Origin of the sequence: Actinoallomurus sp. NPDC050550, assembly GCF_040655075.1 — a bacterium.
GTDB lineage: Bacteria > Actinomycetota > Actinomycetes > Streptosporangiales > Streptosporangiaceae > Actinoallomurus.
In genome coordinates, this window is the sequence record NZ_JBFAJC010000001.1 from 208,582 (window position 1) to 235,131 (window position 26,550).

A 26,550-nucleotide genomic window follows, 5' to 3' on the forward strand; every position below is an offset into this window, starting at 1 on the left:
CCGTCTCGGGCGTCCCCGCCGGCTGGGCGAGGGCGGACGTGCCGGTCGCGACGGTGCCCGTGAGGATGACTCCGTATCGAGCGGCCACCGCGCGTCCCACCGACCATGGAGTGTGTTCATGACCGTCCCCGCGACGCGGTCGTGGGGCGGGGGCTCACTCCGGCTCGGCCTCCCTGCCCTGCTGGAAGAGAGCGAACAGCCAGACCAGCGACGGCACCAGGAGCGCCAGCCCGACGAGGACCGAGGCCAGCGTGGCGTGCAGGACGGTGGGCTGGGCGGCGGCGTCGGCAATGGTGACGTGCGGCGGCAGGAGGACGGGGTACTGCGCGACCGGCCAGCCCCAGATCACGGCGGCGACGGCGGTGGCGGCGGTGACACGGGCGACGGCGAACCGCCGGGCGACGAGCAGCGCCAGCGACGCGACGCCGGCGACCGCGGACAGGACGACCACCGGGAGGGCCCGGCCGGTCAGGCCGTCGTACAGGCCGGGTGCGTCATGGCGGAGGACGAAGATGCCGCCGATCGCGATGCAGCCGGTGACCACCGCCGTGACGATCCCGCGTCGGCGGAAGGCGTCCGCGAGTTCCTCCTCACGGTGCCGGCGGGCGTCGCCGGTGAGGTAGACCGCCGCGAGGTACGCCGTGGCGCCGACGGCCAGCACGCCGCCGAGGATCGAGGTCGGGTTCCACCAACTGCCGATCAGGTCTCCCCGGGCCAGGCCGACCGGGACGCGCCCGGACGCCACCGCGCCCGCGACCGTTCCGAGGAAGAAGGGTGTCAGGACGGAGGACAGCGCGAAGGCGCCGCCGAACAGCCGCAGTTGCCACAGCTCCGTGCTGGCCTTGCGGAACGCGAACGCCGATCCCCGCGCGATGATGCCGAACGCGATCAGGGTCAGCGGGATGTACAGCGTGGAGGCCACCGACGCGAAGACCGTCGGGAAGCAGGTCCAGAACATCACGATGACGAAGACCAGCCATACGTGGTTGGCCTCCCAGACCGGTCCGATCGCGTGCTCGATGAGGCGGCGCTGGGCGAAGCCGTGCCGCGGCCCGCCCGCCAGGGCGTCCCAGAAGCCCCCGCCGAAGTCGGCGCCGCCCAGCAGCGCGTACATCGTGATCCCCGCCCAGGCCAGGACGAGCAGGGCCTGCGCGGCGGTCACGGGGTGTACTCCTCGGCCCAGCCCTCCTGGGGCGCGGTGACCGGCTGCACCCGCAGCCGGTTCAGGACGTAGACGGCCGCCACCGTCAGCACGGCGTAGACGGCGAGCACCGCGACCAGCCCGACCCAGAGCCCCGGCGCCGGGTTGACGGCGTCCGCGGTGCGCTGGTGCTGCCAGACGATCCAGGGCTGCCGGCCCACCTCGGTCGTGACCCAGCCGGCCTCCAGCGCGACGACCGCCGCCACCCCCGAGATCGCCGAAAACCGCAGGAACCAGCGGGAACGCGGCAGGTCCCGGCGCCGCCACCACGTGAACGCCAGCCAGGCGCCGAGCAGGACCAGCCCGAACCCGATCGCCACCATCGCCTGGAAACCGAGGTGGACCGGGTTGACCGGCGGCCGGTCGGCGACCGGCACCTTGTCCAGGCCCTGGACGACCGTGCCGGGCCGGTAGCCGACGAGGAGGGACAGCGCGTCCGGGACACGGATGGCGTACCGCATCTCCCCATCGACGTACGCGCCGCCGATCGACAGGGGGACGTGCGATCCGGTGTGGTTCAGGCCCTCGATCGCGGCGAGCTTGGGCTTCTGGTTGGTCGCCAGGAACCTCGCCATCGAGTCACCGACCACCACCTGCACGGGCGCGACGATCGCGGCGGCGGTGAACGGCAGCAGGAAACCGATGCGGTGATAACGATCCCGCCGGCCGCGCAGCAGCCCGACGGCGTACACGCTCGCGATGCCGAAGCCGGCGACCATGAAGGCGGCCAGGACCATGTGGAGGACCTGCCGCGGCATGGCGGGATTGAACATCGCCGCCCACGGCCGTACGTGGGTGACCTTCCCGTCCGCCAGGTCGAAGCCGCGCGGCTGGTTCATCCAGGCGTTCGCCGACACGACGAAGACCGCCGACAGCACCCCCGCCACGCAGACCGGCAGGCCGGCCAGCACGTGCGCGCGCGGCGGCAGCCGGTCCCACGCGTACAGGTAGATGCCGACGAAGATCGCCTCGATGAAGAACGCGAACCCCTCCAGGGCGAACGGTAGGCCCAGCACCTGGCCGTACGTGCTCATCAGGCCGGGCCACAGCAGGCCCATCTCGAAGGAGAGGATCGTCCCGGAGACGGCGCCGACGGCGAACAGCACGCCCATGACCTTCGCCCAGCGGTGCGCGAGCCGGATGTAGTCCTCGTTGCCCGTACGGCGCCCCCGCCACTCGGCGAACACGGTGAACGCGGGCATGCCCACCCCGAAGCAGGCGAGGATGATGTGCCAGCCGAGGGAGAACGCCATCTGCTCCCGGGCCGCCATCAGATCGCCCGGGGTCGCCGCGACCGCCGGCAGTGCGAGCATGAGCGGCTCCTCACCTGGTGTCTCTGTTCATCGCCGACCCCCCGGGTCGGCCACACGGACCGGCGCCGATCGAGCGTCGGCGCGTACGGACGCGACATCCGCTTCGTTTACCCAGGCAGAGGGGTCCCACGCACGTTCTCACGGGTTCCCGGTGGATTCCGGATTCGGTCATAATCGGCGGGTGACCATACGGGCGATCAAGGCCGAGGAGCGCCGGGCGCGCCTCGGGGCACGGCACCATCTGGCGGATCCGGCGGACACCATCATCGACGTCACCCGTGCGCTGGTGGCTCTGCACGGGACCGACCCGGCGTCGGTGCACCTCGCGGCGGCGGCCCGGATGCGCGTTCCCGACGTCGGCCCCGTCGAGAAGGCGCTGTACGACGATCGCCTGCTGCTGCGGATGCTCGCCATGCGGCGGACCGTCTTCACCGTCCAGGCCGAGCTGGCCCCGGTCGTCCAGGCGGCGTGCTCCAATGACGTGGCCCGGCGCGAGCGCAGGAAGACGGTTCAGTTCATCGAGCAGGTGGGGCTGGGGGACGACGCCTGGCTCCGCGAGGTGGAGGAGGCCACCATCGCGGCGCTGCGGGCCCGTGGCGAGGCGTTCACCGCCGACCTGTCCGCCGACGTGCCGCGGCTCAAGGAACGGATCCTGCTCGGGGAGGGCAAGGCGTACGAGGCCCGGCCGACCATCGCCAACCGGGTCCTGCTCGGCCTGGCCGCCGAGGGCCGGGTCATCCGGGGCCGGCCGCGCGGGTCATGGACGAGCAGCCAGTTCAGCTGGTCGCCGATCGAGGCGTGGCTGCCCGACGGCCTGCCGGACATCCCCACGGACGAGGCGCGGGTGGAGCTGATCCGCCGGTGGCTCGGCGCGTACGGGCCGGGCACCGCCGCCGACCTCAAATGGTGGACCGGCCTCACCCTCACCCAGGTCAGGAAGGCCCTGGGAGGGATCGACGTCGAGAAGGTCGATCTCGGCGGCGAGGACGGATACGTCCTGGCCGACGACGTGGACCCGGTCGACGACCCCGGGCCGTGGGTCGCCCTGCTGCCCGCCCTCGACCCGACGGTCATGGGCTGGGCCGGGCGCGACTGGTACCTCGGGGAGCACGGCCCGCTGCTGTTCGACCGCACCGGCAACGCCGGCCCCACGGTCTGGTGCGACGGGCGGGTCGTCGGCGGCTGGGCGCAGCGCGCGGACGGCGAGGTCGTCTACCGGATCCTGGAGGACACCGGCACGGAGGCGGCCTCCGCCGTGGCGGCCGAGGCCGCCCGGCTCACCTCCTGGCTGGGACCGGTCCGCATCGCGCCGCGCGCCCGGGGCCGCTCCCCGGTGGAGGCCGAGCTGGTCGCCTGACCCGAGCGGCGATGACGCGGCCCGGTCCAGCGCCGAGCGGACGCGTTCCGCCGACGCACGATCCGGTGCGTTATGCGCCGGTGGCCCGGTCCAGGGCCGTGCGGACGCGTTCCACGAGCCGGTGCGTTATGCGCCGGCGGCCTGGTCCAGGGCCTTGAGGATGCGCTTCTCCGAGACGGGGTAGGCGGTGCCGAATTGCTGGGCGAAGAGGCTCACCCGTAGTTCCTCGAGCATCCAGCGGACCTGCCGGATCTCGGCGTTGCCCGGCCGGGCGTCGCGGGCCCGGATGTAGGCGGCCTCGACCTGCTGGATCCGCTGCATCCGCTGGCGGTCGCCGTACGGGTCGTCGGGCAGCTTGTCGAGGCGGCGTTCGACGGCCCGCAGGTAGCGGAGGACGTCGGGCAGCCGCCGGCGGCCGGTGGCGGTGACGAAGCCGGGGAAGACCAGCCGGCTTAGCTGCGCCCGTACGTCGGTCAGCGCAGGGATCAGCGTGGGGCTGTTCGTGCTCTTCAGCCGGCGTTCGATCTCGTGTGCGGTGGCCAGGATGCGCTGGACGTGGGCGAGCACGTCGGCGGCGGTGTCGGTGAGGTCGGTCCGTACGTGGTCGGTGAGCCGCCGGAAGCCCGCCTCGTCCCAGGCCGGGCCGCCGCCGTCGGTGATCAGGTGGTCGGCGGCGCAGGCGACGCAGTCGTCCAGCAGGGCCGCGACGCTGCCGTGCGGATTGTGGCTGAGCACCAGTTTGGCCTGGTTGTTCAGTTTGCTCTGCAGGTACTTCACCGGTGAGGGGCTGTTCAGCAGGACCAGCCGGCGGGTGCCGCGCCACATCGCCCGCTGCTGCTCGGCCTCGGTGGCGTACGTGCGCACGGCCACGCTCTCGCCCTCGTCCGTCAGCGCCGGGTACGCCTTGACTCGGCCCTGCTCGTATACGCGCGGGAGCGTGCCGACGTCCCAGGTCCGCAGCCCCGTGCGCTCGATGTCGTCGGCGGCCTTGGACAGCGTCGCCGACACCTTGGGCGCGAGCCGGCGTTTCAGCTCGGTGAGGTCCTTGCCCTCCGCCAGGGTGCGTTTCCGGTCCGTCACCCGGTAGGTGATCTTCAGGTGGTCCGGGACGCGGGACAGGTCCCACGCCTCGCGGGGGACGTCCACGCCGGTCATCGCGCGCAGCTCGCGCTCCAGCGCGTCCAGCAGCGGGCCCGACCCCGGCGTGATCCGGGCGATGACCTCGCGGGCGACGTTCGGCGCGGGGACGAAGTTGACGCGCAGCTGCTTGGGCAGTGACCGGATGAGCTCGGTCACCAGGTCCTGCCGCAGCCCGGGGATCTGCCAGGCGAAATCCTCGCCGCCGACCTGGTTGAGCACCGGCAGCGGGATGTGCACGGTCACGCCGTCGGCGTCCGTGCCCGGCTCGAACTGGTACGACAGCCGGAACCGGTGTCCGTCGGCCTGCCAGGCGTCGGGATAGTCCTCCTGGGTCACCTCGCCGGCGGCGTCGTTGACCAGCATCGAGGTGGAGAAGTTCAGCAGTTCGGGATCGTCGTGGCGGGCCTTCTTCCACCAGCCGTCGAAGTGCCGGGCCGAGACCACGTCGGACGGGACGCGCTCGTCGTAGAACTCGAACAGCGTCTCGTCGTCGACGACGATGTCCCGGCGCCGTGCCCGGTGCTCGAGCTCCTCGACCTCGTCGAGCAGCCGGCGGTTGTCGCGCAGGAACCGGTGGTGGGTGTCCCAGTCGCCCTCGACCAGGGCGTGGCGGATGAACAACTCCCGGCACAGCTCCGGGTCGATCTTCGCGTAGTTCACTTTCCGCTGCGCCACGATCGGCACGCCGTACAGCGTCACCTTCTCGTACGCCATCACGGCGCCCTGGTTCTTCTCCCAGTGCGGCTCGCTGTGAGTGAGCTTGACGAGGTGGCCGGCGAGCGGCTCGACCCACTCCGGTTCGATCTTGGCGGCGATGCGCGCCCACAGCCGGGAGGTCTCGACCAGCTCCGCGGCCATCACCCAGCGCGGCGGCCGCTTGGCCAGCGCCGAACCGGGGAAGACGGCGAACCGGGCATTGCGGGCGCCGAGGTATTCGCGGGGACCGCGCCGGGCGTCGTCCTTGCCGCCGGTCTTCTTCTCGGTGTCGAGCAGGCCGATGTGCGACAGCAGACCCGCCAGCAGCGAGATGTGCACGCGCTGCGGATCGGCGGGCGTGGTGTTCAGCGTGACGCCGAGGTCCTTGCCGACCTGCCGCAGCTGGCCGTGGATGTCCTGCCACTCGCGGATGCGCAGGTAGTGGAGGTACTCCTGCTTGCACAACCTGCGGAACTGGTTGCCGGACAGCTCCTTCTGCCGGTCCCGCAGGTAGTTCCACAGGTTGACGTACGCCAGGAAGTCCGACTCCTTGTCGGCGAACCGGGCGTGCTGCTGGTCGGCGGCGGCCCGGTTCTCCGCCGGGCGCTCGCGCGGGTCCTGGATGGACAGGGCGGCCGCGATCACCATGACCTCGTGCGCGCAGCCGTTCCGGTCGGCCTCCAGGACCATGCGGGCCAGCCGCGGGTCGACCGGGAGCTGTGCCAGTTTGCGGCCCATCTGCGTCAGCCGGTCGCCGTCCAGCGCGCCGAGCTCCTGCAGGAGGTTCACGCCGTCCTTGACGTTGCGGCGGTCCGGCGGGTCGATGAAGGGGAATTCCTGGATGTCCCCGAGGCCGAGGTCGGTCATCTGCAGGATGACCGAGGCGAGGTTGGTGCGCAGGATCTCCGCGTCGGTGAACTCCGGGCGGGCGAGGAAGTCCTCCTCGGAGTACAGCCGGATACAGATGCCCTCGGAGACGCGCCCGCAGCGGCCCTTGCGCTGGTTGGCCGACGCCTGCGAGATCGGCTCGATCGGCAACCGCTGCACCTTCGTACGGTGGCTGTACCGGGAGATGCGGGCGGTGCCCGGGTCGATGACGTACTTGATGCCCGGGACGGTCAGCGACGTCTCCGCGACGTTGGTGGACAGGACGATGCGCCGGCCGCGGTGCGACTGGAAGACCCGGTGCTGCTCGGCCGTCGACAACCGGGCGAACAGCGGCAGCACCTCGGTGTTCTTCAGCTTCCGCTTCTCCAGGGCGTCGGCGGTGTCGCGGATCTCCCGTTCGCCCGACAGGAACACCAGGACGTCACCCGGCGACTCGAGGGCCAGCTCGTCCACGGCGTCGAGGATCGCCTGGACCTGGTCGTCGTCCTCCTCCATCGGGCGGTAGCGCACCTCGACCGGGTAGGTGCGGCCGGACACCTCGATGATCGGCGCCTCGTCGAAGTGCTTCGAGAAGCGCTCCGGGTCGATCGTCGCCGAGGTGATGATCACCTTGAGGTCGGGGCGCCTGGGCAGCAGGTGTTTCAGATAGCCGAGGATGAAGTCGATGTTCAGGCTGCGCTCGTGCGCCTCGTCGATGATCAGCGTGTCGTAGCGGCGCAGCATCCGGTCCCGGGCGAGCTCCGTCAGCAGGATGCCGTCGGTCATCAGCTTGACCAGGGTGTCCTCACCGGAGTGGTCGGTGAAACGCACCTGATAGCCGACGGTCTCGCCCAGCTCCGTGCCCAGCTCCTCGGCGATCCGGTCGGCCACCGTACGGGCGGCCAGCCGGCGTGGCTGGGTGTGCCCGATCAGGCCCTTGACGCCCCGGCCGAGCTCCAGGCAGATCTTCGGCAGCTGGGTCGTCTTGCCCGACCCGGTCTCACCGGCGACGATGACCACCTGGTGCTCCGCGATCGCCTTGAGGATCTCGTCCTTCTTCCGGCTGACCGGCAGCGCCTCGGGATAGGTCACCTGCGGCAGCGCCTCGCGGCGCCGCGCGACACGCCTCTCGGCCGCCTCGATCTCCGCGGCGACCTCCGTGAGGATCTTCTCGCGGGCCTCGGCGGCGCGCACCTTGCGCAGCCCGTCGAGACGACGACGCAGCCGATGCCGGTCACGCAGCATCAGCTCGGGCAGGCGGGTATGCAGGTCGGTAATCGAAGATCCCATCGCAAGCGGAAGGATAGGCAGGCGGTCGGACAGGCCACCCACCGGCGTCCACCGTGCCCGATCGTCGGGCCCGGCGCCACTCGATTTCCGTGGCCTCAGACCGGCGGACGAGCGCGACCGTTCCAACGCTGACTCGTCATGATCTGTTCCGGTTCGCCGAGCGGACGTGGCCTCAGGCCTCCGGCCAGACGAATCGGTACAACCCGGGGCTCACGCTTCAAGCCAGACGAAGGCGGCGAACCGGCCGGTACGGCCCTCCCGGCGGTAGGAGTACAGCTCGGGGCTCTCGATGGTGCACCGGTCGTCGTGGCGCACGTCGGTCACACCGGCCGCGGTGAGCTGGGCGGTGATCCCCGCCCTGATGTCGAGCGCGGGGGTGCCCTGGCGGGTGGTCGACCAGGCGGCGGGCAGCACGGCGGCGACCTCGTCGCGCAGCTCGGCCGACACCTCGTAGCAGGCACCGCAGGCGTTCGGGCCGATCAGCGCCACCATCCGGGCCGGATCGGCGCCCCGCGCCGCCATCGCCTCGACCAGCGCGGGAACGACCCCGGCGGCCGTGCCGGCGCGCCCGGCGTGGGCGCCGCCGACCAGCCGCGCCCCCGGGTCGGCCACGACCACCGGCGCGCAGTCGGCGACGAGCACCGCCAGCGCCAGGCCCGGCACGTCCGTGCAGACGCCGTCGAGACCGGGCGGATCGTCCCCGAACGGCCCGGTGACGTACCGGACGTCGGGGCTGTGCACCTGGCGCATGTAGACGACCTGCTCGACGCCGAGCTCGGCGGCGGTCTTGGCGCGGTTCTCCCGGACCGCGGCGGGATCGTCCCCGGCCGCGCCGCCCAGGTTGCGCGAGTCGTACGGCGCGGAACTCGTCCCGCCGGACCGGTCGGTGATGACGGCACCCACACCGTCGGCCAGCTGCATCAGGCGCTCCTCCTCACTGCCGGTCCGACGGTACCAAGCGGCTCATCCCCTCGGCCGCGCTCCGGCATGCGTTGAAGCCCTGCAGATCGCCCGTACCTCCGTCGGCGCCTTCTTCGACCTGCACCTGCGCCACCGGTCGCAACCGCTGCTGGACAAGCCGTCGCCGGGCTTCCCCGAGGTCAAGATCTGCTCCCCGGACACGAAGACCTGTGGATAGCGGCCCCACAGGTCGTACAGGTCGAGGTGGTGCCTCAGCCGGTGCCTGCGCCGGATCCGCGTGCCGCCGCCCAGACGGTGAGGATCCGGCGCTCCTTCTCGCGGTCGACGCCCTGGCCGCGCTCGGCGGCCCGGTCGGCGGTGACGTTCTCGTCCCGGATCCAGGCCCACGTGTCGCGGACGGTCTCGGCGACCGGGCGGCAGCGCAGCCCGGCCCGGAGCGCCTTGTCCGAGGACGGTAGCCAGACGCCCGCCATTTCGGGGCCGTGCGGCGCCCACATCGGCAGCTCGGTCCATTCCGCCACGCCCTGCTCGAGCAGGAACGCGTCGTCCACCCAGACCGGTGCGGCGTCCGCGCCGGTGACGCGGACGCACTCGTCCAGCAGCGCGCCGAAGGAGGTGTTGCCGGGAACCCCGCTCACCAGGAAACGGCCGGTCGTTCCGGACGCCAGCCGGTCCAGGCCGAACGCCGCGATGTCGCGGGCGTCGATCAGCTGCATCGCCCGGCCGGGGTCGCCGGGCGCGAGGACGGGTCCGCCGGAAGCGATCCGCGTCAGCCACCAGGTCAGCCGCGGCACCTGTTCACGCGGCCCCGTGATCAGGCCGGGGTTGAGGATGAGGACCCGGCCGTCGAAGCCGGTCTCGACGGCGCGTTCAGAGCCGGCCTTGAGCGCGTTGTACGGGACATCGGCGTCCGGACCGGCGCCGGGCTGGCAGGGGCGCAGCGCGGAGCCCTCGTCCACCCGGCGCTCCGGCCAGTCGGCGTAGGCGTGGACGGACGAGACGAACAGGTAGGCGTCAGCGTGGCCCGACAGGGCTCTCGCCGATCGCCCGACGACCTGAGGGACGTACCCGCAGGTGTCGATGACGGCGTCCCAGCGCCGCCCCTCGACCAGCCGGCGCAGGTCGTCGTCGTTCTCCCGGTCGCCTCGGACGATCTCGGCGCCCGGCACGTCGGTACCGCTCCGCCCGCGGTTGAAGGTGGTCACCCGATCACCTCGCCGGAGCGCCTCCGAAACGAACGCGCGGCCCAGAAACACCGAACCGCCGAGTAGGAGAAGTCGCATGATCGAATCCTGTCGGCCGTTGACGGCGCGTCGGTGCGATGTTCTCCCGGGGCGGACGGAATTCGCTGCGGGCGAAAGGTGTCCGGGGATCCACGGGGCTCGTTCCCGGAGGTGCCTCTTCGGGAGCGGACGGCGTCCGTGGATCTCGGGCTTCCGCTGAGCGGAAGGCCGGTCGCGGCCGTGCCGGTGGCGATTGGCAGGGTAGGGACATGGACAAGGTGCTTCCCACGGCGGCGGAGGCGGTCGCGGACATCGGCGACGGCGCGTCGATCGCGGTCGGCGGATTCGGGCTGTGCGGCGTTCCGCTCGTCTTGATCGACGCGCTGCTCGAGCGGGGGAGCTCGGGGCTGTCGATCGTCTCGAACAACTGCGGCACCATCGGGCGCGGTCTGGGGCGTCTGCTGGACGCCGGCCGGATCACGCGGACGATGGGCTCGTACATCGGAGAGAACAAGGAACTGGCCCGCCGGTACCTGACCGGGCAGATCGAACTCGAACTGGTGCCGCAGGGCACACTGTCCGAGCGGCTGCGCGCGGGCGGGTGCGGGATCCCGGCGTTCTACACCCCGGCGGGCGTGGGCACGCTCGTCGCGGAAGGCGGACTGCCGTGGCGGTACGGACCGGACGGCGAGGTCGTGGTGGCCTCCCCGCCGAAGGAGGTCCGTGAGTTCGGCGGCCGCGAGTACGTCCTGGAGGAGAGCGTCCGCACCGACTTCGCCCTCGTCCGTGCCACCCGCGGGGATCGCCACGGCAACCTGGTGTTCGACAAGGCCGCCCGCAACTTCAATCCGCTGTGCGCCATGGCCGCCACGACCGCGATCGCCGAGGTCGAGGAGCTGGTCGACTTCCTCGACCCGGACGAGGTGCACCTGCCGGGCATCTTCGTCCGGCGCGTCGTCGCGCTGACCCCCGAACAGGCGGCCGACAAACCGATCGAGAAGCGCACGGTCACCGCCGAGCGACGATTGAGCAGGAGTCGACGTTGAGCTGGAGCAGGGATGAGATCGCCGTTCGGGCGGCGGCGGAGCTGACCGACGGGATGTACGTCAATCTGGGCATCGGGCTGCCGACGCTCATCCCCGGGCATCTGCCCGCGGGCATCGACGTCGTCGTCCACTCGGAGAACGGCGTTCTGGGCGTCGGGCCGTACCCGGCCGAGGACGCGGTCGACCCCGACCTGATCAACGCGGGCAAGGAGACCGTGACGGTCCGGCCCGGGGCCTCCTTCTTCGACTCGGCGTTGTCGTTCGGGATGATCCGCGGCGGACACGTGGACGTGGCCGTGCTCGGCGCCATGCAGGTGTCCGCGCGCGGCGACCTGGCCAACTGGGCCGTCCCCGGGAAAATGATCAAGGGGATGGGCGGCGCGATGGACCTGGTCCACGGCGCCCGCCGGGTGATCGTGGTGATGGAGCACACCGCCAAGGACGGCAGCCCCAAGGTCGTCAAGGAGTGCTCGCTGCCGCTGACGGGTGCGGCATGCGTGCAACGGATCATCACCGACCTCGGCGTCCTGGACGTCACCCCTGAAGGACTGGTCCTGGTCGAGACCGCACCGGGCGTGAGCGAGCAGGAGATCCGCGCCCGGACCGAACCACCGATCGGAGCGCCCCGATGACCGACCCGAACCCGCCGTACCTTTACCCGCCGTACGGGAGCACGCCGCTGCGGGCGCCGGCGCGGCCACTGGTGATGCCGAAGTACGGACCCGACGCCATCGAGCTGGCCGGCCCGGTCTTCGGCCATGAGGAGTTCGGCCTCCTCGACGACGACCTGACCAAGCAGCACTCCGGCGAGCCGCTGGGGGAGCGGATCATCGTGACCGGCCGGGTCCTCGACTCCGGCGGACGTCCGGTGCCGGGTGCGCTGGTGGAGATCTGGCAGACCAACGCCGCCGGCCGGTACGTCCACCTCCGCGACCAGCACCCGGCGCCGCTCGACCCGAACTTCACCGGCGCGGGCCGCTGCCTCACCGACGCCGACGGCCGGTACCGCTTCGTCACGATCAAGCCGGGTGCCTACCCGTGGCGGAACCACCACAACGCCTGGCGACCCGCGCACATCCACTTCTCGGTGTTCGGTACGGCGTTCACCCAGCGGCTGATCACCCAGATGTACTTCCCCGGCGACCCGCTCTTCGCCTACGACCCGATCTTCCAGTCGATCCCCGGCGAGAAGGACCGGGAGCGCCTGATCTCCCGGCTCGACATGGACACGACCGTGCCGGAGTGGGCCCTGGGCTACCAGTGGGACATCGTCCTCGGCGCGACCCCGATGGAGGCGTAATGACCACCACCCCGTCGCAGACCGTCGGCCCGTTCTTCGGCTACGCCCTCCCGTACGCCGATGGCCCGTACGTCGTCCCGGAGTGGCACCCGGGCGCGATCCGGATCCGCGGCCGGATCCTGGACGGCGCCGGCGAGCCGCTGCCGGATGGGTTGGTGGAGATCTGGCAGGCCGACGCCGACGGCGACGTGCCGCGCGGCGGCGGCGCGCTGCGGCGGGCCGGTAACGACTTCTCCGGGTTCGGCCGCTGCGGGACGGACGCGGCCGGGAACTACTGGTTCTCCACGGTGAAGCCGGGCGGCCCGGCCCCGCACATCGCGATGCTGGTCTTCGCCCGGGGCCTGCTCAAACCGGTGGCGACCCGCGTCTACTTCCCCGACGAGCCGGGCAACGCCACGGACCCGGTCCTGTCCGCGGTGCCGCCGGACCGTCGTGACACGCTGGTCGCGGTACGGGAGGGCGACCGGTCCTACCGTTTCGACGTGCACCTGCGCGGGGAACGGGAGACGGTCTTCTTCGAGCGGTACTTCGGCGGCTGATCCGCGGAGGGGGGGACGGTGTCCGGGCGCGGTTCTTCGCCGACCGATCCGACGCGCACCCGTGAGCGGAGGAGGCCTCCCAGAGGTTTTCCTCGACCGATCCGGTGCGTAGCTGTGAGCGGGGGAAGGGGAGGCTTCCCAGGGGCCTTCCTCGACCGATCCGATTCGTACCTGTGAGCAGAACCAGGAGGCGTCCTCGTTGAGCGGGTCCTCGTCCGCCGAGTTGCTGTCGCCGGTCGCCGCAGGCACGGCGGCGGAGGCCGCGACGTCCGATGAGGCTTGGGTGCGCGCCCTGATCGACGCGGAGGCGGCGCTGGCCCGCGCGCAGGCGCGCCTCGGGTTGATCCCGGATGACGTCGCACGGGCCCTCGCCGGCGCCCGGGTCGACCCCGCCGAGCTCGCGGTACGGGCGCGCGGCGCGGGGAATCCGGTGGTGCCGCTGGTGGCGGCGCTGCGGAAGGTGGCGGGCGATCAAGTCCACGCCGGTGCGACCAGTCAGGACATCATGGACACGGCCGCCATGCTCGTGGCGTCGCGCGTCCGCGAGACGCTCCTGGCGGACCTCGACCGTACGGCCGGTGCCGCCGCCGACCTGGCCCGGCGGCACCGGGACACTCCGATGGCCGGGCGCACCCTCGGGCAGCAGGCCGTGCCCACCACCTTCGGGCTGCGGGCCGCGGGGTGGCTGGCAGCGGTGGCCGAGGCACGGGACCGGCTCGCGGCCGTACGGCTGCCCACCCAGCTCGGTGGGGCCGCCGGGACCCTCGCGGCGCTCGGCACCACCGAGCTGCTGCCGCTGTTCGCCGAGGAGACCGGGCTGGCCGAACCTGTGCTGCCCTGGCACACGCTGCGCGGGCCCGTCGCCGAACTCGGAGCGTCGCTCGCCCTCGTCGCCGGTGCCCTCGGCAAGATCGCCACCGACGTCGTGCTGCTCGCCCAGACGGAGATCGGAGAGGTGGCCGAGCCCGCCGCGCCCGGCCGCGGCGGCTCCTCGGCGATGCCGCACAAGCGCAACCCGGTGCTCGCCACGATGATCCGGTCGGCCGCGCTGCGCGTTCCGGCGTACGCGCAGATCCTGTTCGCCGCGCAGACCGCCGGTCTCGACCGGCCGATGGGGGAGTGGCACGCGGAATGGCAGCCGCTGAACGACTGCCTGCGGCTGGTCGGCGGCGCGGCCGAGACCACGGCCGAACTCACCGCCGGGCTGGAGGTCTTCCCCGAACGGATGCGCGCCAACCTGCGGGAGGAACTCCTCGCCGAGTACGTCGCCGCCCGGCTCGCCGAACGCGACGGCCGCGCGGCCGCGAAAGACGCGGTCGCGGAGGCGGTCCGCGAGGGGCGCCCACTGGCCGACCTGCTCCCGGACGACGACCGCGCGGAGCGCGTGGACGATCCCGGAGCGGCCTTCGGCATCGACCTGACGAAGGCCGTCGGCCCCGCGCCCCGGCTGGTGGACCGCGCCCTCGCGGCGTACGCCGGAAAGGAACCGGAATGTTGAGCCATCGCTTCGACGGCCCGGATGACGCGCCGGTCCTCGTTCTGGGGCCCTCCCTCGGCACGACGCTCGACCTGTGGGAGCCGCAGCTCCCCGCCCTCACCGCGTCCTGGCGCACCCTCCGTTTCGACCTGCCGGGCCACGGCGGATCGCCGGGGATCCACGGCACGGTCGCGGACTTCGCGGACGCGGTCGTCGACCTGCTCGACGGGCTCGGCATCGGACGCGTCGCCTACGCCGGGGTCTCGCTGGGCGGGGCCGTCGGCACCGTCCTCGCGCTGCGCCACCCCGACCGGCTGACGAGCCTCGCCCTGTGCTGCACCTCGGCCCGGTTCGGCGACCCCGGTCCCTGGCGTGACCGGGCCGAGCGCGTCCGCGCCGAGGGCCTCGAGCCGCTCACCGAGCTGTTCCTGGGCCGCTGGTTCACCACGGGCTACGCCGGGCCCGGCGTCGACGCCGTACGGGACATGCTGAAACGGGTCGACCCCGAGGGGTACGCCGCGTGCTGCGACGCGCTCGCCCGCTTCGACGTCCGGGACCTGCTCGGCGACGTACGCGCACCCGCCCTCGTCGTCGCGGGCGCCGAGGACGTGGCGACCCCGCTCGATCACGCCGAGGTCCTCGCCGACGGCATCCCCGGCGCCGAACTCGTCGTGGTGCCCGGCGCCCACCTGGCCAACCTCGAGTGCCCGCGGCCGGTCACCGAGGCGTTGGTCCGCCATCTGGACACGGCGAAGGCGTGAGAGCCGCGCGGCGTCCCCCGATCCCGCGAACGACCAGGAACCTCCACGCCACGGAAGATGAGGACGACATGAGCGATGGGATGAGGGTTCGCCGGGAGGTCCTCGGCGACGCGCACGTCGATCGCGCCCAGGCGCGCACGACGGAGTTCACCGCCGACTTCCAGGACTTCATCACGCGGTACGCGTGGGGGGAGATCTGGACCCGGCCGGGCCTCGACCGGCGCACGCGCAGCTGCGTCACGCTGACCGCCCTGGTGGCCCGCGGCCACCTGGACGAGCTCGCCATGCACGTGCGCGCCGCCGTGCGCAACGGTCTCACCACGGACGAGATCAAGGAAGTACTGCTGCAGACCGCGGTATATTGTGGAGTCCCCGCGGCCAACGCGGCCTTCGCCGTGGCTCAGCGGGTCCTCGTAGAGGACGGCCTGATCGCGGAACGTGAGTGATCGATTTCACTTCGTGTTCGCGCAGAGCGTAATCTGTCGCCCACGCTCCGCAATGGCGGGGCGTGATCGAGTTCCCCGATCCCCCCAGGGAACGCGAAGTACGGGAGGTAGGGTCATGGACGTGGCCGACACCGAACGACGGATCAACCAGGTCCGCAACGACGTCTACGCGATCTACGACCAGCTGACGACCGTCCAGATGACTCAGAACACGCATGGCCGTCAGCTGACGTCGCTCAGCAACACGGTCAGCCGCATCTGGACCTCGCAGCAGGAGCACGGCGAGCGGCTGAACCATCTCGACAGCGCACTCGCGGTGCTGACCGAGAAGGTCGGCGGATTCGAGGGCCGGTTCGGCCAGATCGACGACCGGTTCGGGCAGATCGACGACCGGTTCGGGCAGATCGACGACCGGTTCGGGCAGATCGATCAGCGCTTCGGGCAGATCGACGAGCGGCTCGCGAAGATGGACGGGCGGTTCGACGAGCACGACGCGAAGCTCGACGAGCAGGGCCGGAAGCTCGACCTGATCATCGAGGCGCTGAACATCCGCCCCAACTGATCGGGCTCTCGGCGCCCCGCGACCCGATGCCGGGTCGCGGGGCGTTGCCTATCGTGAAGGATGCGGGCCGAGGAAGCGGGAGCGATGCCGGGTGTCGAGCGCCCGCCTACCGTGGCGGGCAAGGTGATGGCGATCCTCGAGTCCTTCGCGCCCGGCGGCGTGCGGCTGACCCTCACCGAGATCTGCGGCCGCGCGGGCCTGCCGCTCGCCACAGGGCACCGGCTCGTCCGCGAGCTCACCGGCGGCGGCTTTCTCGAGCGACTGCCCGACGGCTCGTACCGCATCGGCACGCGCCTGTGGCGCATCGGCGCACAGGCCTCGGCGGCGACGACCCTGCGCGAGCTCGCCCTCCCCCACATGGAGGAGCTGTACGCCGCCACCCACGAGAACGTCCAGCTCGCGGTGCTCAGCGGCGACCAGGCGCTGTACCTCGAACGCCTGCGCGGGCCGCGGTCGGTGCCGATCGTGACGCGGGTCGCGGCCGAGCTGCCGCTGCACGCGACGGGGGTGGGCAAGGTTCTGCTCGCGTTCGCCGGCGACGACCTCGCGGAGAAGGTCATCGCGCGGGGGCTTCGGGCGTACACCCGGCACACGGTCACCGACGCCGACCGGCTGCGAGCCTGCCTCGCCGACGTCCGGCGGTCCGGGTACGCCGTGACCCGGGAGGAGATGTCCCTCGGCACGTGTTCGGTGGCCGCGCCCGTCCGGGACGCCGACGGGGACGTGTTCGCGGCACTGTCGCTCGTCACCCGGCGGAGCGGCGTGGATCTGCGGCGGGTCGTGCCCGCGGTCCTCGCCGCGGCGAACGCCCTGTCCCGAGACGTCGACGCCCACGGCGGTTCCGCTGAGTGGAAGGACTGGGCCTGACGCCGCGTCATCGGCAGGAGGATCGTGTTGAGGACGTCGAAAGAGAGTCATCCATGCGTACCCAAGTGGCGATCGCCGGGGCCGGACCGGCCGGGCTGCTGCTCTCCCACCTGCTGCGCCTGCGCGGCATCGACTCGGTGGTTCTGGAGAGCCGCGACCGCGCGTACGTGGAGAAGCGGCAGCGGGCGGGGATGCTGGAGCAGGGCACCGTGGACGTCCTGCGCGGCAGCGGCGTGGGGGAGCGGCTCGACCGGGAGGGCCTCACCCATCACGGTCTCGAGCTGCGCTTCGGCGGAGCCGGTCACCGGATCCCGCTGTCCGACCTGACGGGCGGTCGGACGGTCACGATCTACGCGCAGACCGAGATCGTCAAGGATCTGATCGCTGCGCGGCTGGCGGCCGGCGGCGACATCCGCTTCGAGGCCGAGGTCCTGTCGGTCGACCCGGGCGCGCCGTCCGTGACCTACCGGCAGGAGGGCCGGGTCCAGACGCTGGAGTGCGACGTCATCGCCGGTTGCGACGGCTTCCACGGCGTCTGCCGCGCGGCCGTGCCCGACGCCACGGTCTACGAGCGGGAGTATCCCTTCGCGTGGCTCGGCATCCTCGCCGACGTCCCGCCCTCTACCGACGAGCTCATCTACGCGTACAGCGAGCGCGGGTTCGCCCTGCACAGCCTGCGCTCGCCGAAGCTCAGCAGGCTGTACCTCCAGGTGGATCCGTCGGACGACGCCGCCGCGTGGCCCGACGAACGGATCTGGGCCGAGCTGCGGGCGCGGTTCGCCACCGGCGACGGCTGGGAACTGCGGGACGGGCCGGTCCTCGAAAAGGCGATCACCCCGATGCGCAGCTTCGTGACCGAGCCGATGCGCCACGACCGTCTGTTCCTCGCCGGGGACGCCGCGCACATCGTCCCGCCCACCGGCGCGAAGGGCCTGAACCTCGCGATCTCCGACGTCACCGCCCTCGCCGAGGCGCTGGGCGCCTGGTACGACTCCGGCACGACCGAGCTCCTCGACGACTACTCCGCCACCTGTCTCCGGCGGATCTGGCGGGCGGAGCACTTCTCGTACTGGATGACGACCTTGCTGCACAAGGACCCCCGCCAAGACGCCTTCGGCCACCGTCTGCAGCTGTCGCACCTGGAGTACGTGGCGGCGTCGAAGGCGGCCGCGACCACGCTCGCCGAGAACTACGTCGGGGCCGCCCCCACCCTGTGACCAGGGGACGGTTGCGCGGTGCCGCGCCCGCCGCTTAGCGTGCGGCTCATGATCTCGCTCTCCCAGGCGCTGTCCTTCGGCCTCGCCTCGTTCCTCATCATCGTTATCCCGGGCCCGAGCGTGCTGTTCATCGTCGGCCGTGCGCTGGCGTACGGGCGGCGCACCGCGCTCGTCTCCGTCGTCGGCAATGAGCTCGGCGGGCTGGTTCTGGCCGGAGCGGTGGCGCTCGGTATCGGCTCGATCGTGGAACGGTCCGTGTTGATCTTCAACGCCGTGAAGCTGGCCGGTGCCGCCTACCTGGTCTTCCTCGGCGTGCGGGCGTTCCTGCGCCGGGGCGGACACGGTGAGCTCGCGGGCGCCTCCGGCGACACGCGCGGAGGATGGCGCGCGTGCCTGGACGGGTTCCTGGTCGGGGTGACGAATCCTAAGAATGTGGTGTTCTTCGCCGCAGTGCTGCCGCAGTTCGTCGACCCGGCGCGCGGCCACGTGCCCGCCCAGATGTTTGCGCTCGGCCTGATTTTCATGCTCGTCGCGCTGGCCGCCGACTCGGTCTGGAGCATCGTCGCCGGCTCGGCCCGGAATTGGTTCGGCCGCTCGCCTCGGCGGCTGCGGCTGGTCGGCGGCGCCGGTGGTCTCGCCATGATCGGCCTGGGGATCGGCGTCGCGGTCACCGGCCGCAAGGACTGAACGCCCGCGAGGGAGCGGTCAGAAGACGCCCTTGGGCGGGGGCGGCGATGGGCGGGCGGTCGCGTCGGTGACCGGTGCCGCCCCGGCCGTGAACCTGGTGAGCTCATCGCCGTCCAGTACCCGGGCGGGGAAGGGATCTCCGGCCGCCTTCCTCGTCAGCTCCGCGACGGATGGCGGCGTGGAGCCGGCGACCACGACGAGGTTGCCGAACCGGCGGCCGCGCAGCACGGCCGGGTCGGCGATGAGACAGATCTCCGGCAGCACCGACCGCAGCGTCGCCACCTGGCCCCGGGCGAAGGACAGCGGCGCGCCGTCGGCCACGTTCGCGGCGTACCACCCGCCCGGGCGCAGCACTCGCGCCACCGCCGCCGCGAACTCCACGGACGTCAGGTGCGCGGGCGACCGGCTGCCCGCGTACGCGTCGCCGATCACCAGGTCGAAGGAGCCCTCCGGCACTCGCGCCAGGACGTCCCGGGCGTCGCCGTGCCGGATGCGGATCCGCGAGCCGCGCTCGAGCGGCAGTTCGCGGCGGACGAGGTCGATGAGCGCCGCGTCGACCTCGACCACCTGCTGGGTCGAGCGCGGCCGGGTCGCGGCGACGTAGCGCGGCAGGGTCAGGGCCCCGCCGCCCAGGTGCAGCACCCGCAGCGGCCGCCCCGGCGGAGCCGCCAGGTCGACGACGTGACCGAGCCGCCGCACGTACTCGAAGTCGAGGTAGGCGGGGTCGTCGAGGTCCACGTGGGACTGCGGCGCGCCGTCGAGCAGCAGCGTCCAGGCGCGCGGGCGGTCCGGGTCGCGGACCAGCTCCGCGGTGCCGGAGTCGACCTTCTCCTCCACCCGGTGGGCGCGCTGCCGGTGTGCCATCGGCCCACATTAATCGACCTGCGCGTCCACCGAAGATCGCGATACGGTGCGTGCTGCCAGACGCAGTCTCCCCCGCTTCGCGCGGGGGAGAGCAAGGAGCGCAAGGTCAACTTCTCGGCCGTGAACGACCGAGCTTGTCGGCTCGGTCGGCCACACCGATTCATGCTCTCCGGCGCGGCCGGCTGCTGTGTCCGGAGTCACATCCGCCACATGTGTGCAGCGCGGGACCGTTGACAGGGCCCCACGCCGGGGAATCCCGGCGACATCCGTCCGGTCAGCACCATCTGAGCCGTATCCCCGGCAAGCCGGTTCGTGCCTTACAGGCTCACGAACGGATGTGAGGAGACTACCGGACCACTGCGCTGTCCGGGGTCCAAAGAGGCGATTCCTCCCGGGCATGAACGCAAGCCGGGGTCCGGGAGATGGACAAGCTCCCGGACCCCACCGAATTTCTACAGGCGTTCGACGATGGTGACGTTGGCCTGGCCGCCGCCCTCGCACATGGTCTGCAGGCCGTACCGGCCGCCGGTGCGTTCGAGTTCGTGCAGCAGCGTCGTCATCAGCCGGGCGCCGGTGGCGCCGAGCGGGTGGCCGAGCGCGATCGCGCCGCCATTGGGGTTGGTGATGGCCGGGTCGGCGCCGGTCTCCTTCAGCCAGGCCAGCACGACCGGCGCGAACGCCTCGTTGATCTCGACGACGTCGATGTCGCCGATGGTCATCCCGGCCTTCTTCAGCGCGTACGCCGTGGCGGGGATCGGCGCGGACAGCATCCGGATCGGGTCCTCGCCGCGTACGGACAGGTGGTGGACGCGGGCGCGCGGGATGAGGCCGTGGTCGCGTACGGCGCGCTCGGAGGCGATGAGCATGGCGGCGGACCCGTCGGAGATCTGCGACGACAGGGCGGCGGTGAGCCGGCCGCCGTCGACGAGGGTCTTCAGGCCCGCCATCTTCTCCAGTGACGTGTCGCGGCGGGGTCCCTCGTCGGTCGTGACGTCGCCGTACGGGGCGATCTCGCGGTCGAACCGGCCCTCGTCGATGGCGCGGATCGCGCGCCGGTGGGACTCCAGGGCGAACGCCTCCATCTGTTCCCTGGTGATGTCCCACCGCTCGGCGATCATCTCGGCGCCCCGGAACTGCGAGACCTCCTGGTCGCCGTAGCGCGCCTCCCAGCCCCGCGAGCCGGCGAACGGGCCGGCGAAGCCGAGTTGCACCCCGGCGATCATGGCGTAGGCGATCGGGATCTTCGACATGTTCTGCACGCCGCCCGCGACGACGAGGTCGGCGGTGCCGCTGAGCACGGCCTGGGCGGCGAAGTGCACGGCCTGCTGCGACGATCCGCACTGCCGGTCGACGGTGACGCCCGGCACCTCCTCCGGGAGCCCGGCCGCCAGCCAGCACGTACGGGCGACGTCGCCGGCCTGCGGGCCGACCGTGTCCACGCAGCCGAAGATCACGTCCTCGACCGCCGCCGGGTCGACGCCGGACCGTTCGACCAGCGCCGTCAGGACGTGCGCGCCGAGGTCGGCCGGGTGGACCTCGGCCAGCCCGCCGTTCCGCCGCCCGACGGGCGTACGGACCGCCTCGACGATGTAGGCCTCCGCCATCAAATGCCTCCTACTCGTGCTGGATCCCCCCGAGGACCATGGCGAGGTACTGCTCGGCGATCTGGTCGGCGGTGAGCCGCCCGCCGCGCTGGTACCAGGTCGCCGCCACCCACACGGTGTCGCGGATGAAGCGGTAGACCAGGGCGGTGTCGAGGTCGGAGCGGAACGCGCCCTCGCGGGCGCCGCGCTCCAGCAGGGACATCCACATCTCCTCGAACCGCCGCCGCGACTCGATGAGGTACGCGAAGCGGGGGCTCGTCGCCAGGTGCCGCGACTCGTTCTGGTACATCACGACGGCCGGACGATGCCGGTCGATGCAGCCGAACGACTCGGCGATGAGGGCCGTCAGGGTCTCGCGCGCCCCGAGCCCCGCGTCGAGCACCCGCTCGTACGCCGCCCACATCTCGTTCAGGAAGGTCGACAGGATCTCGTCGGCCATCGACTCCTTGGAATCGAAGTGGTAGTAGAGGCTGCCGCCGAGGATGCCGGCCGCGTCCGCGACCTCCCGGACGGTGGTGGCGGCGTAGCCGCGGGTGGCGAAGACCTCCGCCGCGGTGGCGAGCAGCTCGGCCCGCCGCTCGGCTCGGGCGGCGGCGGTGCCCTCGGCGTCGCGCCGTCGTGGACTCATGGATTCCTGGATTCCTTACGGGTGCTGACTGGAGACGGAGACGACCTCGCCCGTCAGGTACGACGAGTAGCCGGAGGCCAGGAAGACGATAACGTTGGCCACCTCCCACGGCTCCGCGTACCGGCCGTACGCCTCCCGGAGCGTCAGCTCCGTCAGCAGCTCCTCGCTCGTCACCTTGACCAGGTGCGGGTGCATGGCGAGGCTGGGCGCCACCGCGTTGACCCGCACGCCGTACTCCGCGGCCTCCAGCGCGGTGCAGCGGGTCAGTGCCATCACCCCGGCCTTGGCCGCCGCGTAGTGCGACTGCCCGCGCTGCGCGCGCCAGCCGATCACCGACGCGTTGTTGACGATCACGCCGTGCCCCTGGGCGCGCATGATCCGCAGGGCGGCCCGCGTGCAGCGCATGGTGCCGTTCAGCGTGACGTCGAGCACCCGCGACCACTGCTCGTCGGTCATGTCCACGAGATCGGCCGTGCCGCCGAGGCCCGCGTTGTTGACCGCGACGTCGATCCGGCCGAAGTGCTCGGCGGTGGCGGCGAACAGCCCCCGTACCTGGTCCTCGGAGGTGACGTCACACGGCAGGGCGGCCACCGCCGCGTCGCCGAACTCCTCGGTCAGCTCCGCCAGCGACTGGCCGAGCCGTCGCTCGTGGGCGTCGCTGATCATCACCCGCGCCCCCTCCTCCAGGCAGCGCCGGGCGGTCGCCCCGCCGATGCCCGCTCCGGCGGCGGCCGTCACGACGACGACGCGGTCGCGCAGGAGCCCGTGACCGGGGACGGGCGTCGCCCGGGTGGAGGCCCGCGTGGAGGGAATGCCGCTCTCGCTCACCTGCGCTACTCTACCAAACAGTTGTTAGAAAGAATGCGAGGCGGGTGCCATGGACCTTGATCTGTCGGCGGTGGAGCCCTTCCGGGCCGAGGTGCGCGACTGGCTGCGCCGCAACGTTCCGGCGGCGCCGCTGCCGTCCCTGGAGACCGAGGCGGGCTTCGCCGCCCACCGCGCATGGGAGCGGGCGCTGGCCGCGGACCGGCTGTCGGTGGTGTCCTGGCCCGAGGCGTACGGCGGGCGGGACGCGTCACCGCTCGAATGGCTGGTCTTCGAAGAGGAGTACTACGCGGCCGGCGCCCCCGGCCGGGTGAGCCAGAACGGCATCAACCTGCTCGCCCCCACCCTCTTCGCGCACGGCACGCCCGAGCAGCTCGAACGCGTCCTGCCGCCCATGGCCGCCGGGGAGGTGATTTGGGCCCAGGCGTGGTCGGAGCCGGGCGCCGGCAGCGACCTGGCCGCGCTGCGGGCGACCGCCACCCGCGTCGACGGCGGCTGGCGGCTGAACGGGCAGAAGACGTGGAGCTCGCGGGCGGCCTTCGCCGACCGGGCGTTCGGCCTGTTCCGCTCCGACCCGGCGGCCGAACGCCACCGCGGCCTGACGTACCTGATGTTCCCCCTCGACGCCGACGGCGTGACCGTGCGCCCGATCGGGCGGCTGGACGGCAAACCGGCCTTCGCCGAACTCTTCCTCGACGACGTGTTCGTACCCGACCGGGACGTCATCGGCGAGCCCGGTCAGGGCTGGCCGGTGGCGATGAGCACGGCCGGCAACGAACGCGGCCTGACCCTGCGCAGCCCCGGCCGGTTCCTCGCCGCCGCGGACCGCCTCGTCGCCCTCTGGCGGGAGAACGGCGCCGACCCGTTGCTGCGCGACCGCGTCGCGGACGTCTGGATCAAGGCCCGCGCCTACCGGCTGAAGGGGTTCGAGACGATCTCCCGCGCCGACGACATCGGCGCCGAGGCGAGCGTCAACAAGGTCTTCTGGTCCGAACTCGACGTCGCGCTCCACGAGACCGCGCTGGACATCCTCGGCGCGGACGGTGAGCTGGAGGGCGACTGGCTAGAGGGCTACGTCTTCTCCCTCGCCGGCCCGATCTACGCCGGCACCAACGAGATCCAGCGCAACGTCATCGCCGAACGCGTCCTCGGCCTGCCCCGGGAGGGGCGTGGCGGCCGATGAGACGGCCTGCTGGGAAGAGAGGATCGGGATGAAGTTCGTCCTCGACGCCGAGCAGCGACTGTTCGGCGAGACCCTGCACAAGCTCCTCACCGAGGTCGGCACCCCGGCCCTGATCCGCCGGTGGGCGGCCGGCGACCCCGACCGTACGCTCTGGTCCGCGCTCGCCGAGGCCGGCGTGTTCGCCCTGGCAGTGCCTGAACGCCACGACGGCGCCGGACCGCTCCCGGTCGAACTCGTCGTCGCGATGCACGAACTCGGCCGCCACGCGGTCCCCGGCCCGATCGTCGAGACGCTCGCCGCGGCAGCGCTCATCGACACGGCCGGTGACGAGGCGCTGAGCGCCGAATGGCTGCCGAGGATCGCCGCCGGAGAAGCGGTCGTCTCGCTCGCGCCGGGCCCCCGCCGGGCCCTCGACGCGGACGCCGCCGACCTGATCCTGCTGGCCGGCGACGAGGAACTGTGGTCCGCCGCCCCCGACGGAGCGGTCCTGTGGTCCCTCGATCCCGCGCGGCGGCTGTTCCCGGTGGCCGCATGCGAGCGCCTGGCGGCCGGGCCGGCCGTGGCCCGGGCCGCCGCGGCAGCGTACGACCTGGGCGTGCTGGCGTGCTCCGCGCAGTTGCTCGGCCTGGGCCGGGCGCTGCTCGACACGACCGTGGAGTACGCGCGGACGCGGCGGCAGTTCGGCCGTTCGATCGGGGAGTTCCAGGCGGTCAAGCACCACCTGGCCGACGCCCTGACCGGGCTGGAGTTCGCCCGCCCGCTCGCGTACGGCGCCGCCCTGTCCTTCGGCTCGCCGGACTTCCCCCGTGACGTGTCGGCGGCCAAGGTCGCGGCCTCCGACGCCGCGTACGCCACGGCCCGCATCGCACTGCAGGTGCACGGCGCGATCGGCTACACCGACGAGTACGACCCGTCCCTGTGGATCCGCAAGGTCCGGGCGCTCCGCTCCGCCTGGGGAACTCCCGCCGAACACCGCGGCCGCGTGCTGGACGCGTGCTCACACTGAGCAGGCGACGATGCGCGGCATGCCGGGTTCAGCCGTCGACGGCCCCGCCCGGCCAGTCCGCCACGGCATCACCGGAGCGGACCGGGGGACGGTTCATCGTGCCTCCTCGGCTGGAACCATGGCGGCGGTCGGTGTCTCGGGAGCGGTCAGCGGATGGAACGTGGCGAGGAGCATCAGGAGGACTCCGGCGGCGCACCACGCCCCGATGACCGTCGAGGCTGAGAAGCGCTCGCTGAGCGCACCGGTGACCAGGATGGCGCCGCCCTGGGCGAGCTGAAGCCCGCCGCTCATCACGCCGAACGCCCGGGCCCGGTATTCATGCGGGAGTACCTGCTGGAACAACCCCTGCGCGGCGGGCAGCAGCAGCGACATGGCCATACCGGAGGCGGTGGCCAGGGGCAGTACTCCGGCGAGCGGGGGGTCGAACAGGGCGGGGACGAGGGTGAGGGGAGCGAGGACCGCGAGTGGGCGGATCAGCCGGGTCCGGATCCCTGGCCGTAGCAGCCGTGTCAGTACCAGGCCTCCGATGGCGACGCCGACCGGGTTGGCGGCCATGATGAGGCCCTGGGCGGAGCCACCGCCATCGAGTTCGGCCGCCCAGGCGGCGGCGAGGCCCTCCGGAACGACCACGAAGGAGGCGACGCCGAAAATGACGAAGGCGATCGTGCGCATCAACGGGTGACCGAATACGAGGGTGTATCCCTGCCGGGTCTCCCGCCACAGGCTGGTGCGGCGGGCGGCCGTGAGCGTCGCAGGGCGAAGCTTGACGTGACGGCGCAGCAGGAACGCCGAAGCGGCGAAGGTGACGGCGTTCAGCAGCAGCGCGACGTGCGGGCGGTATCCGGCGACGATCCCTCCGGCGGCATACCCGACCACCTGGGCGAGGTTGAAGATGGTGCTGTTGAAAGCGATGCCGAGCGAGTAGTGGTCACCCGTCAGGATCTGCGGAAGCTGCGCGGACCGGGCGGCCTCGAACGGCGGGCCGAGCAGCCCGCCGGCGAACAGCAGCACGAGCATGATGGGAATCGGCACACCCGGGATCGCAATCAGCCCGATCAGTACCATCCTGGCCAGATCGCAGGAGATCATCACCGAGCGTGAGGGATACCGTTCGGCCATCGCCGCGAGCAACGGACCCACGGTGAGCCACGGCAGAAATCCCAGGGCGAAGGTCGCCGCCGAAGCCAGCGCCGACCCGGTGCGATCGAACACGAGCAAAGCCACAGCAGCCTTGCACAGATAGTCCCCGCACCAGGAAAGCACGCTCGCCGTGAAGACCGCGCGGTACTCCACCAGGGCGAACAAACCTCGATATGTCGCCGGCCGGTCCTCGTCAGTCGGGCAACTCATTCAATCTCCGCAGCGCATCAAAGGCGGCCGACCCCAGCGAAGCCGAGGGCCGGCCGCTGCTACTCATCCGTTAATCACGGCCACTCGGTGATCCTGCGGGTCATCGCGCACCTCCTTTCGTCCGAGGGCCGCAATCTATCACTAATGAGGATTAGTTTTAGAAGAGAGTCGCCCTGTTCC

The 26,550-nt window shown here is 71.9% G+C and carries 24 protein-coding genes; 14 read left to right on the top strand and 10 right to left on the bottom strand.

Annotated features, from left to right (window positions below):
* Positions 1-154: 154 nt before the first annotated feature.
* Both AB0I04_RS00985 and AB0I04_RS00990 read right to left on the bottom strand, forming a co-directional pair.
* Positions 155-1,162 (bottom strand): cytochrome d ubiquinol oxidase subunit II, encoded by a 1,008-nt coding sequence (locus AB0I04_RS00985; RefSeq protein WP_360876883.1) that lies wholly within the window; start codon positions 1,160-1,162, stop codon positions 155-157.
* Complete coding sequence (locus AB0I04_RS00990; RefSeq protein ID WP_360876886.1) at positions 1,159-2,514, bottom strand: cytochrome ubiquinol oxidase subunit I; 1,356 nt, start codon at positions 2,512-2,514, stop codon at positions 1,159-1,161. Before AB0I04_RS00990 ends, AB0I04_RS00985 begins: the two co-directional genes overlap by 4 nt.
* A 181-nt stretch (positions 2,515-2,695) precedes the next feature.
* On the opposite strand from AB0I04_RS00990, the gene AB0I04_RS00995 reads away from it, so the two are divergent.
* Entirely contained in the window at positions 2,696-3,871 is a 1,176-nt protein-coding gene (locus AB0I04_RS00995; RefSeq protein WP_360876889.1) for a winged helix DNA-binding domain-containing protein, read from the top strand.
* 126 nt (positions 3,872-3,997) lie between these two features.
* Here AB0I04_RS00995 and hrpA read toward each other — a convergent pair whose 3' ends face one another.
* From hrpA to AB0I04_RS01010, 3 genes are all read right to left on the bottom strand, one after another.
* Entirely contained in the window at positions 3,998-7,864 is a 3,867-nt protein-coding gene (hrpA, locus tag AB0I04_RS01000; RefSeq protein ID WP_360876892.1) for an ATP-dependent RNA helicase HrpA, read from the bottom strand.
* 210 nt (positions 7,865-8,074) lie between these two features.
* Positions 8,075-8,785 (bottom strand): peptidoglycan editing factor PgeF, encoded by a 711-nt coding sequence (gene pgeF / locus AB0I04_RS01005; RefSeq protein WP_360876895.1) that lies wholly within the window; start codon positions 8,783-8,785, stop codon positions 8,075-8,077.
* A 251-nt stretch (positions 8,786-9,036) separates the two neighbouring features.
* Positions 9,037-10,068 carry an NAD-dependent epimerase/dehydratase family protein gene (locus AB0I04_RS01010; protein WP_360876898.1) on the bottom strand — a complete coding sequence of 344 codons (1,032 nt, stop codon included), beginning with the start codon at positions 10,066-10,068 and terminating at the stop codon, positions 9,037-9,039.
* Between the two features lie 209 nt (positions 10,069-10,277).
* Between AB0I04_RS01010 and AB0I04_RS01015 the strand changes: the two genes are divergently transcribed.
* The 11 genes from AB0I04_RS01015 to AB0I04_RS01065 all read left to right on the top strand — a co-directional run bounded on the left by AB0I04_RS01015 (position 10,278) and on the right by AB0I04_RS01065 (position 18,910).
* Complete coding sequence (locus AB0I04_RS01015) at positions 10,278-11,054, top strand: CoA transferase subunit A (RefSeq protein ID WP_360876901.1); 777 nt, start codon at positions 10,278-10,280, stop codon at positions 11,052-11,054.
* Positions 11,051-11,686, top strand: coding sequence for a CoA transferase subunit B (locus tag AB0I04_RS01020; protein WP_360876903.1), 636 nt, complete (start codon positions 11,051-11,053; stop codon positions 11,684-11,686). The genes AB0I04_RS01015 and AB0I04_RS01020 overlap by 4 nt, the downstream gene beginning before the upstream one ends.
* Positions 11,683-12,354, top strand: coding sequence for a protocatechuate 3,4-dioxygenase subunit beta (gene pcaH, locus AB0I04_RS01025; RefSeq protein ID WP_360876906.1), 672 nt, complete (start codon positions 11,683-11,685; stop codon positions 12,352-12,354). Before AB0I04_RS01020 ends, pcaH begins: the two co-directional genes overlap by 4 nt.
* Positions 12,354-12,893 carry a protocatechuate 3,4-dioxygenase subunit alpha gene (gene pcaG / locus AB0I04_RS01030; protein ID WP_360876909.1) on the top strand — a complete coding sequence of 180 codons (540 nt, stop codon included), beginning with the start codon at positions 12,354-12,356 and terminating at the stop codon, positions 12,891-12,893. The genes pcaH and pcaG overlap by 1 nt, the downstream gene beginning before the upstream one ends.
* Positions 12,894-13,092: 199 nt before the next feature.
* Entirely contained in the window at positions 13,093-14,391 is a 1,299-nt protein-coding gene (pcaB, locus tag AB0I04_RS01035) for a 3-carboxy-cis,cis-muconate cycloisomerase (RefSeq protein WP_360876912.1), read from the top strand.
* On the top strand, positions 14,385-15,131 hold the full coding sequence (gene pcaD / locus AB0I04_RS01040; RefSeq protein ID WP_360876915.1) for a 3-oxoadipate enol-lactonase: 747 nt from the start codon (positions 14,385-14,387) through the stop codon (positions 15,129-15,131). Before pcaB ends, pcaD begins: the two co-directional genes overlap by 7 nt.
* Before the next feature lie 68 nt (positions 15,132-15,199).
* Positions 15,200-15,577, top strand: a complete 378-nt coding sequence (gene pcaC, locus AB0I04_RS01045) for a 4-carboxymuconolactone decarboxylase (protein ID WP_360876917.1) — start codon at positions 15,200-15,202, stop codon at positions 15,575-15,577.
* A gap of 115 nt (positions 15,578-15,692) precedes the next feature.
* Entirely contained in the window at positions 15,693-16,139 is a 447-nt protein-coding gene (locus tag AB0I04_RS01050; protein WP_360876920.1) for a hypothetical protein, read from the top strand.
* Between the two features lie 84 nt (positions 16,140-16,223).
* On the top strand, positions 16,224-17,006 hold the full coding sequence (locus tag AB0I04_RS01055) for an IclR family transcriptional regulator (RefSeq protein ID WP_360876923.1): 783 nt from the start codon (positions 16,224-16,226) through the stop codon (positions 17,004-17,006).
* A 53-nt stretch (positions 17,007-17,059) separates the two neighbouring features.
* On the top strand, positions 17,060-18,223 hold the full coding sequence (locus AB0I04_RS01060; protein ID WP_360876926.1) for a 4-hydroxybenzoate 3-monooxygenase: 1,164 nt from the start codon (positions 17,060-17,062) through the stop codon (positions 18,221-18,223).
* A 48-nt stretch (positions 18,224-18,271) separates the two neighbouring features.
* The gene (locus AB0I04_RS01065) at positions 18,272-18,910 is read left to right on the top strand and encodes a LysE family translocator (protein ID WP_360876929.1); all 639 of its coding nucleotides are present in this window, start codon (positions 18,272-18,274) and stop codon (positions 18,908-18,910) included.
* 18 nt (positions 18,911-18,928) lie between these two features.
* On the opposite strand, the gene AB0I04_RS01070 is transcribed toward AB0I04_RS01065, so the two are convergent.
* The 4 genes from AB0I04_RS01070 to AB0I04_RS01085 form a co-directional block, all read right to left on the bottom strand.
* The gene (locus AB0I04_RS01070; protein WP_360876932.1) at positions 18,929-19,774 is read right to left on the bottom strand and encodes a fused MFS/spermidine synthase; all 846 of its coding nucleotides are present in this window, start codon (positions 19,772-19,774) and stop codon (positions 18,929-18,931) included.
* A gap of 452 nt (positions 19,775-20,226) precedes the next feature.
* Positions 20,227-21,378: an acetyl-CoA C-acetyltransferase gene (locus AB0I04_RS01075; RefSeq protein WP_360876935.1), complete on the bottom strand. Its 1,152-nt coding sequence runs from the start codon at positions 21,376-21,378 to the stop codon at positions 20,227-20,229.
* Positions 21,379-21,388: 10 nt separating this feature from the next.
* A complete protein-coding gene (locus AB0I04_RS01080; RefSeq protein ID WP_360876938.1) occupies positions 21,389-22,006 on the bottom strand; it encodes a TetR/AcrR family transcriptional regulator in 618 nt (205 codons plus the stop codon).
* A 15-nt stretch (positions 22,007-22,021) separates the two neighbouring features.
* A complete protein-coding gene (locus AB0I04_RS01085; RefSeq protein WP_360876941.1) occupies positions 22,022-22,834 on the bottom strand; it encodes an SDR family oxidoreductase in 813 nt (270 codons plus the stop codon).
* A gap of 49 nt (positions 22,835-22,883) precedes the next feature.
* Here AB0I04_RS01085 and AB0I04_RS01090 point away from each other — a divergent pair, with 49 nt between their 5' ends.
* Both AB0I04_RS01090 and AB0I04_RS01095 read left to right on the top strand, forming a co-directional pair.
* Positions 22,884-24,014 (top strand): acyl-CoA dehydrogenase family protein, encoded by a 1,131-nt coding sequence (locus AB0I04_RS01090; RefSeq protein WP_360876944.1) that lies wholly within the window; start codon positions 22,884-22,886, stop codon positions 24,012-24,014.
* A gap of 28 nt (positions 24,015-24,042) precedes the next feature.
* On the top strand, positions 24,043-25,020 hold the full coding sequence (locus tag AB0I04_RS01095) for an acyl-CoA dehydrogenase family protein (RefSeq protein ID WP_360876947.1): 978 nt from the start codon (positions 24,043-24,045) through the stop codon (positions 25,018-25,020).
* Between the two features lie 93 nt (positions 25,021-25,113).
* On the opposite strand, the gene AB0I04_RS01100 is transcribed toward AB0I04_RS01095, so the two are convergent.
* Positions 25,114-26,370, bottom strand: coding sequence for an MFS transporter (locus AB0I04_RS01100; RefSeq protein WP_360876950.1), 1,257 nt, complete (start codon positions 26,368-26,370; stop codon positions 25,114-25,116).
* Between the last annotated feature and the right edge of the window lie 180 nt (positions 26,371-26,550).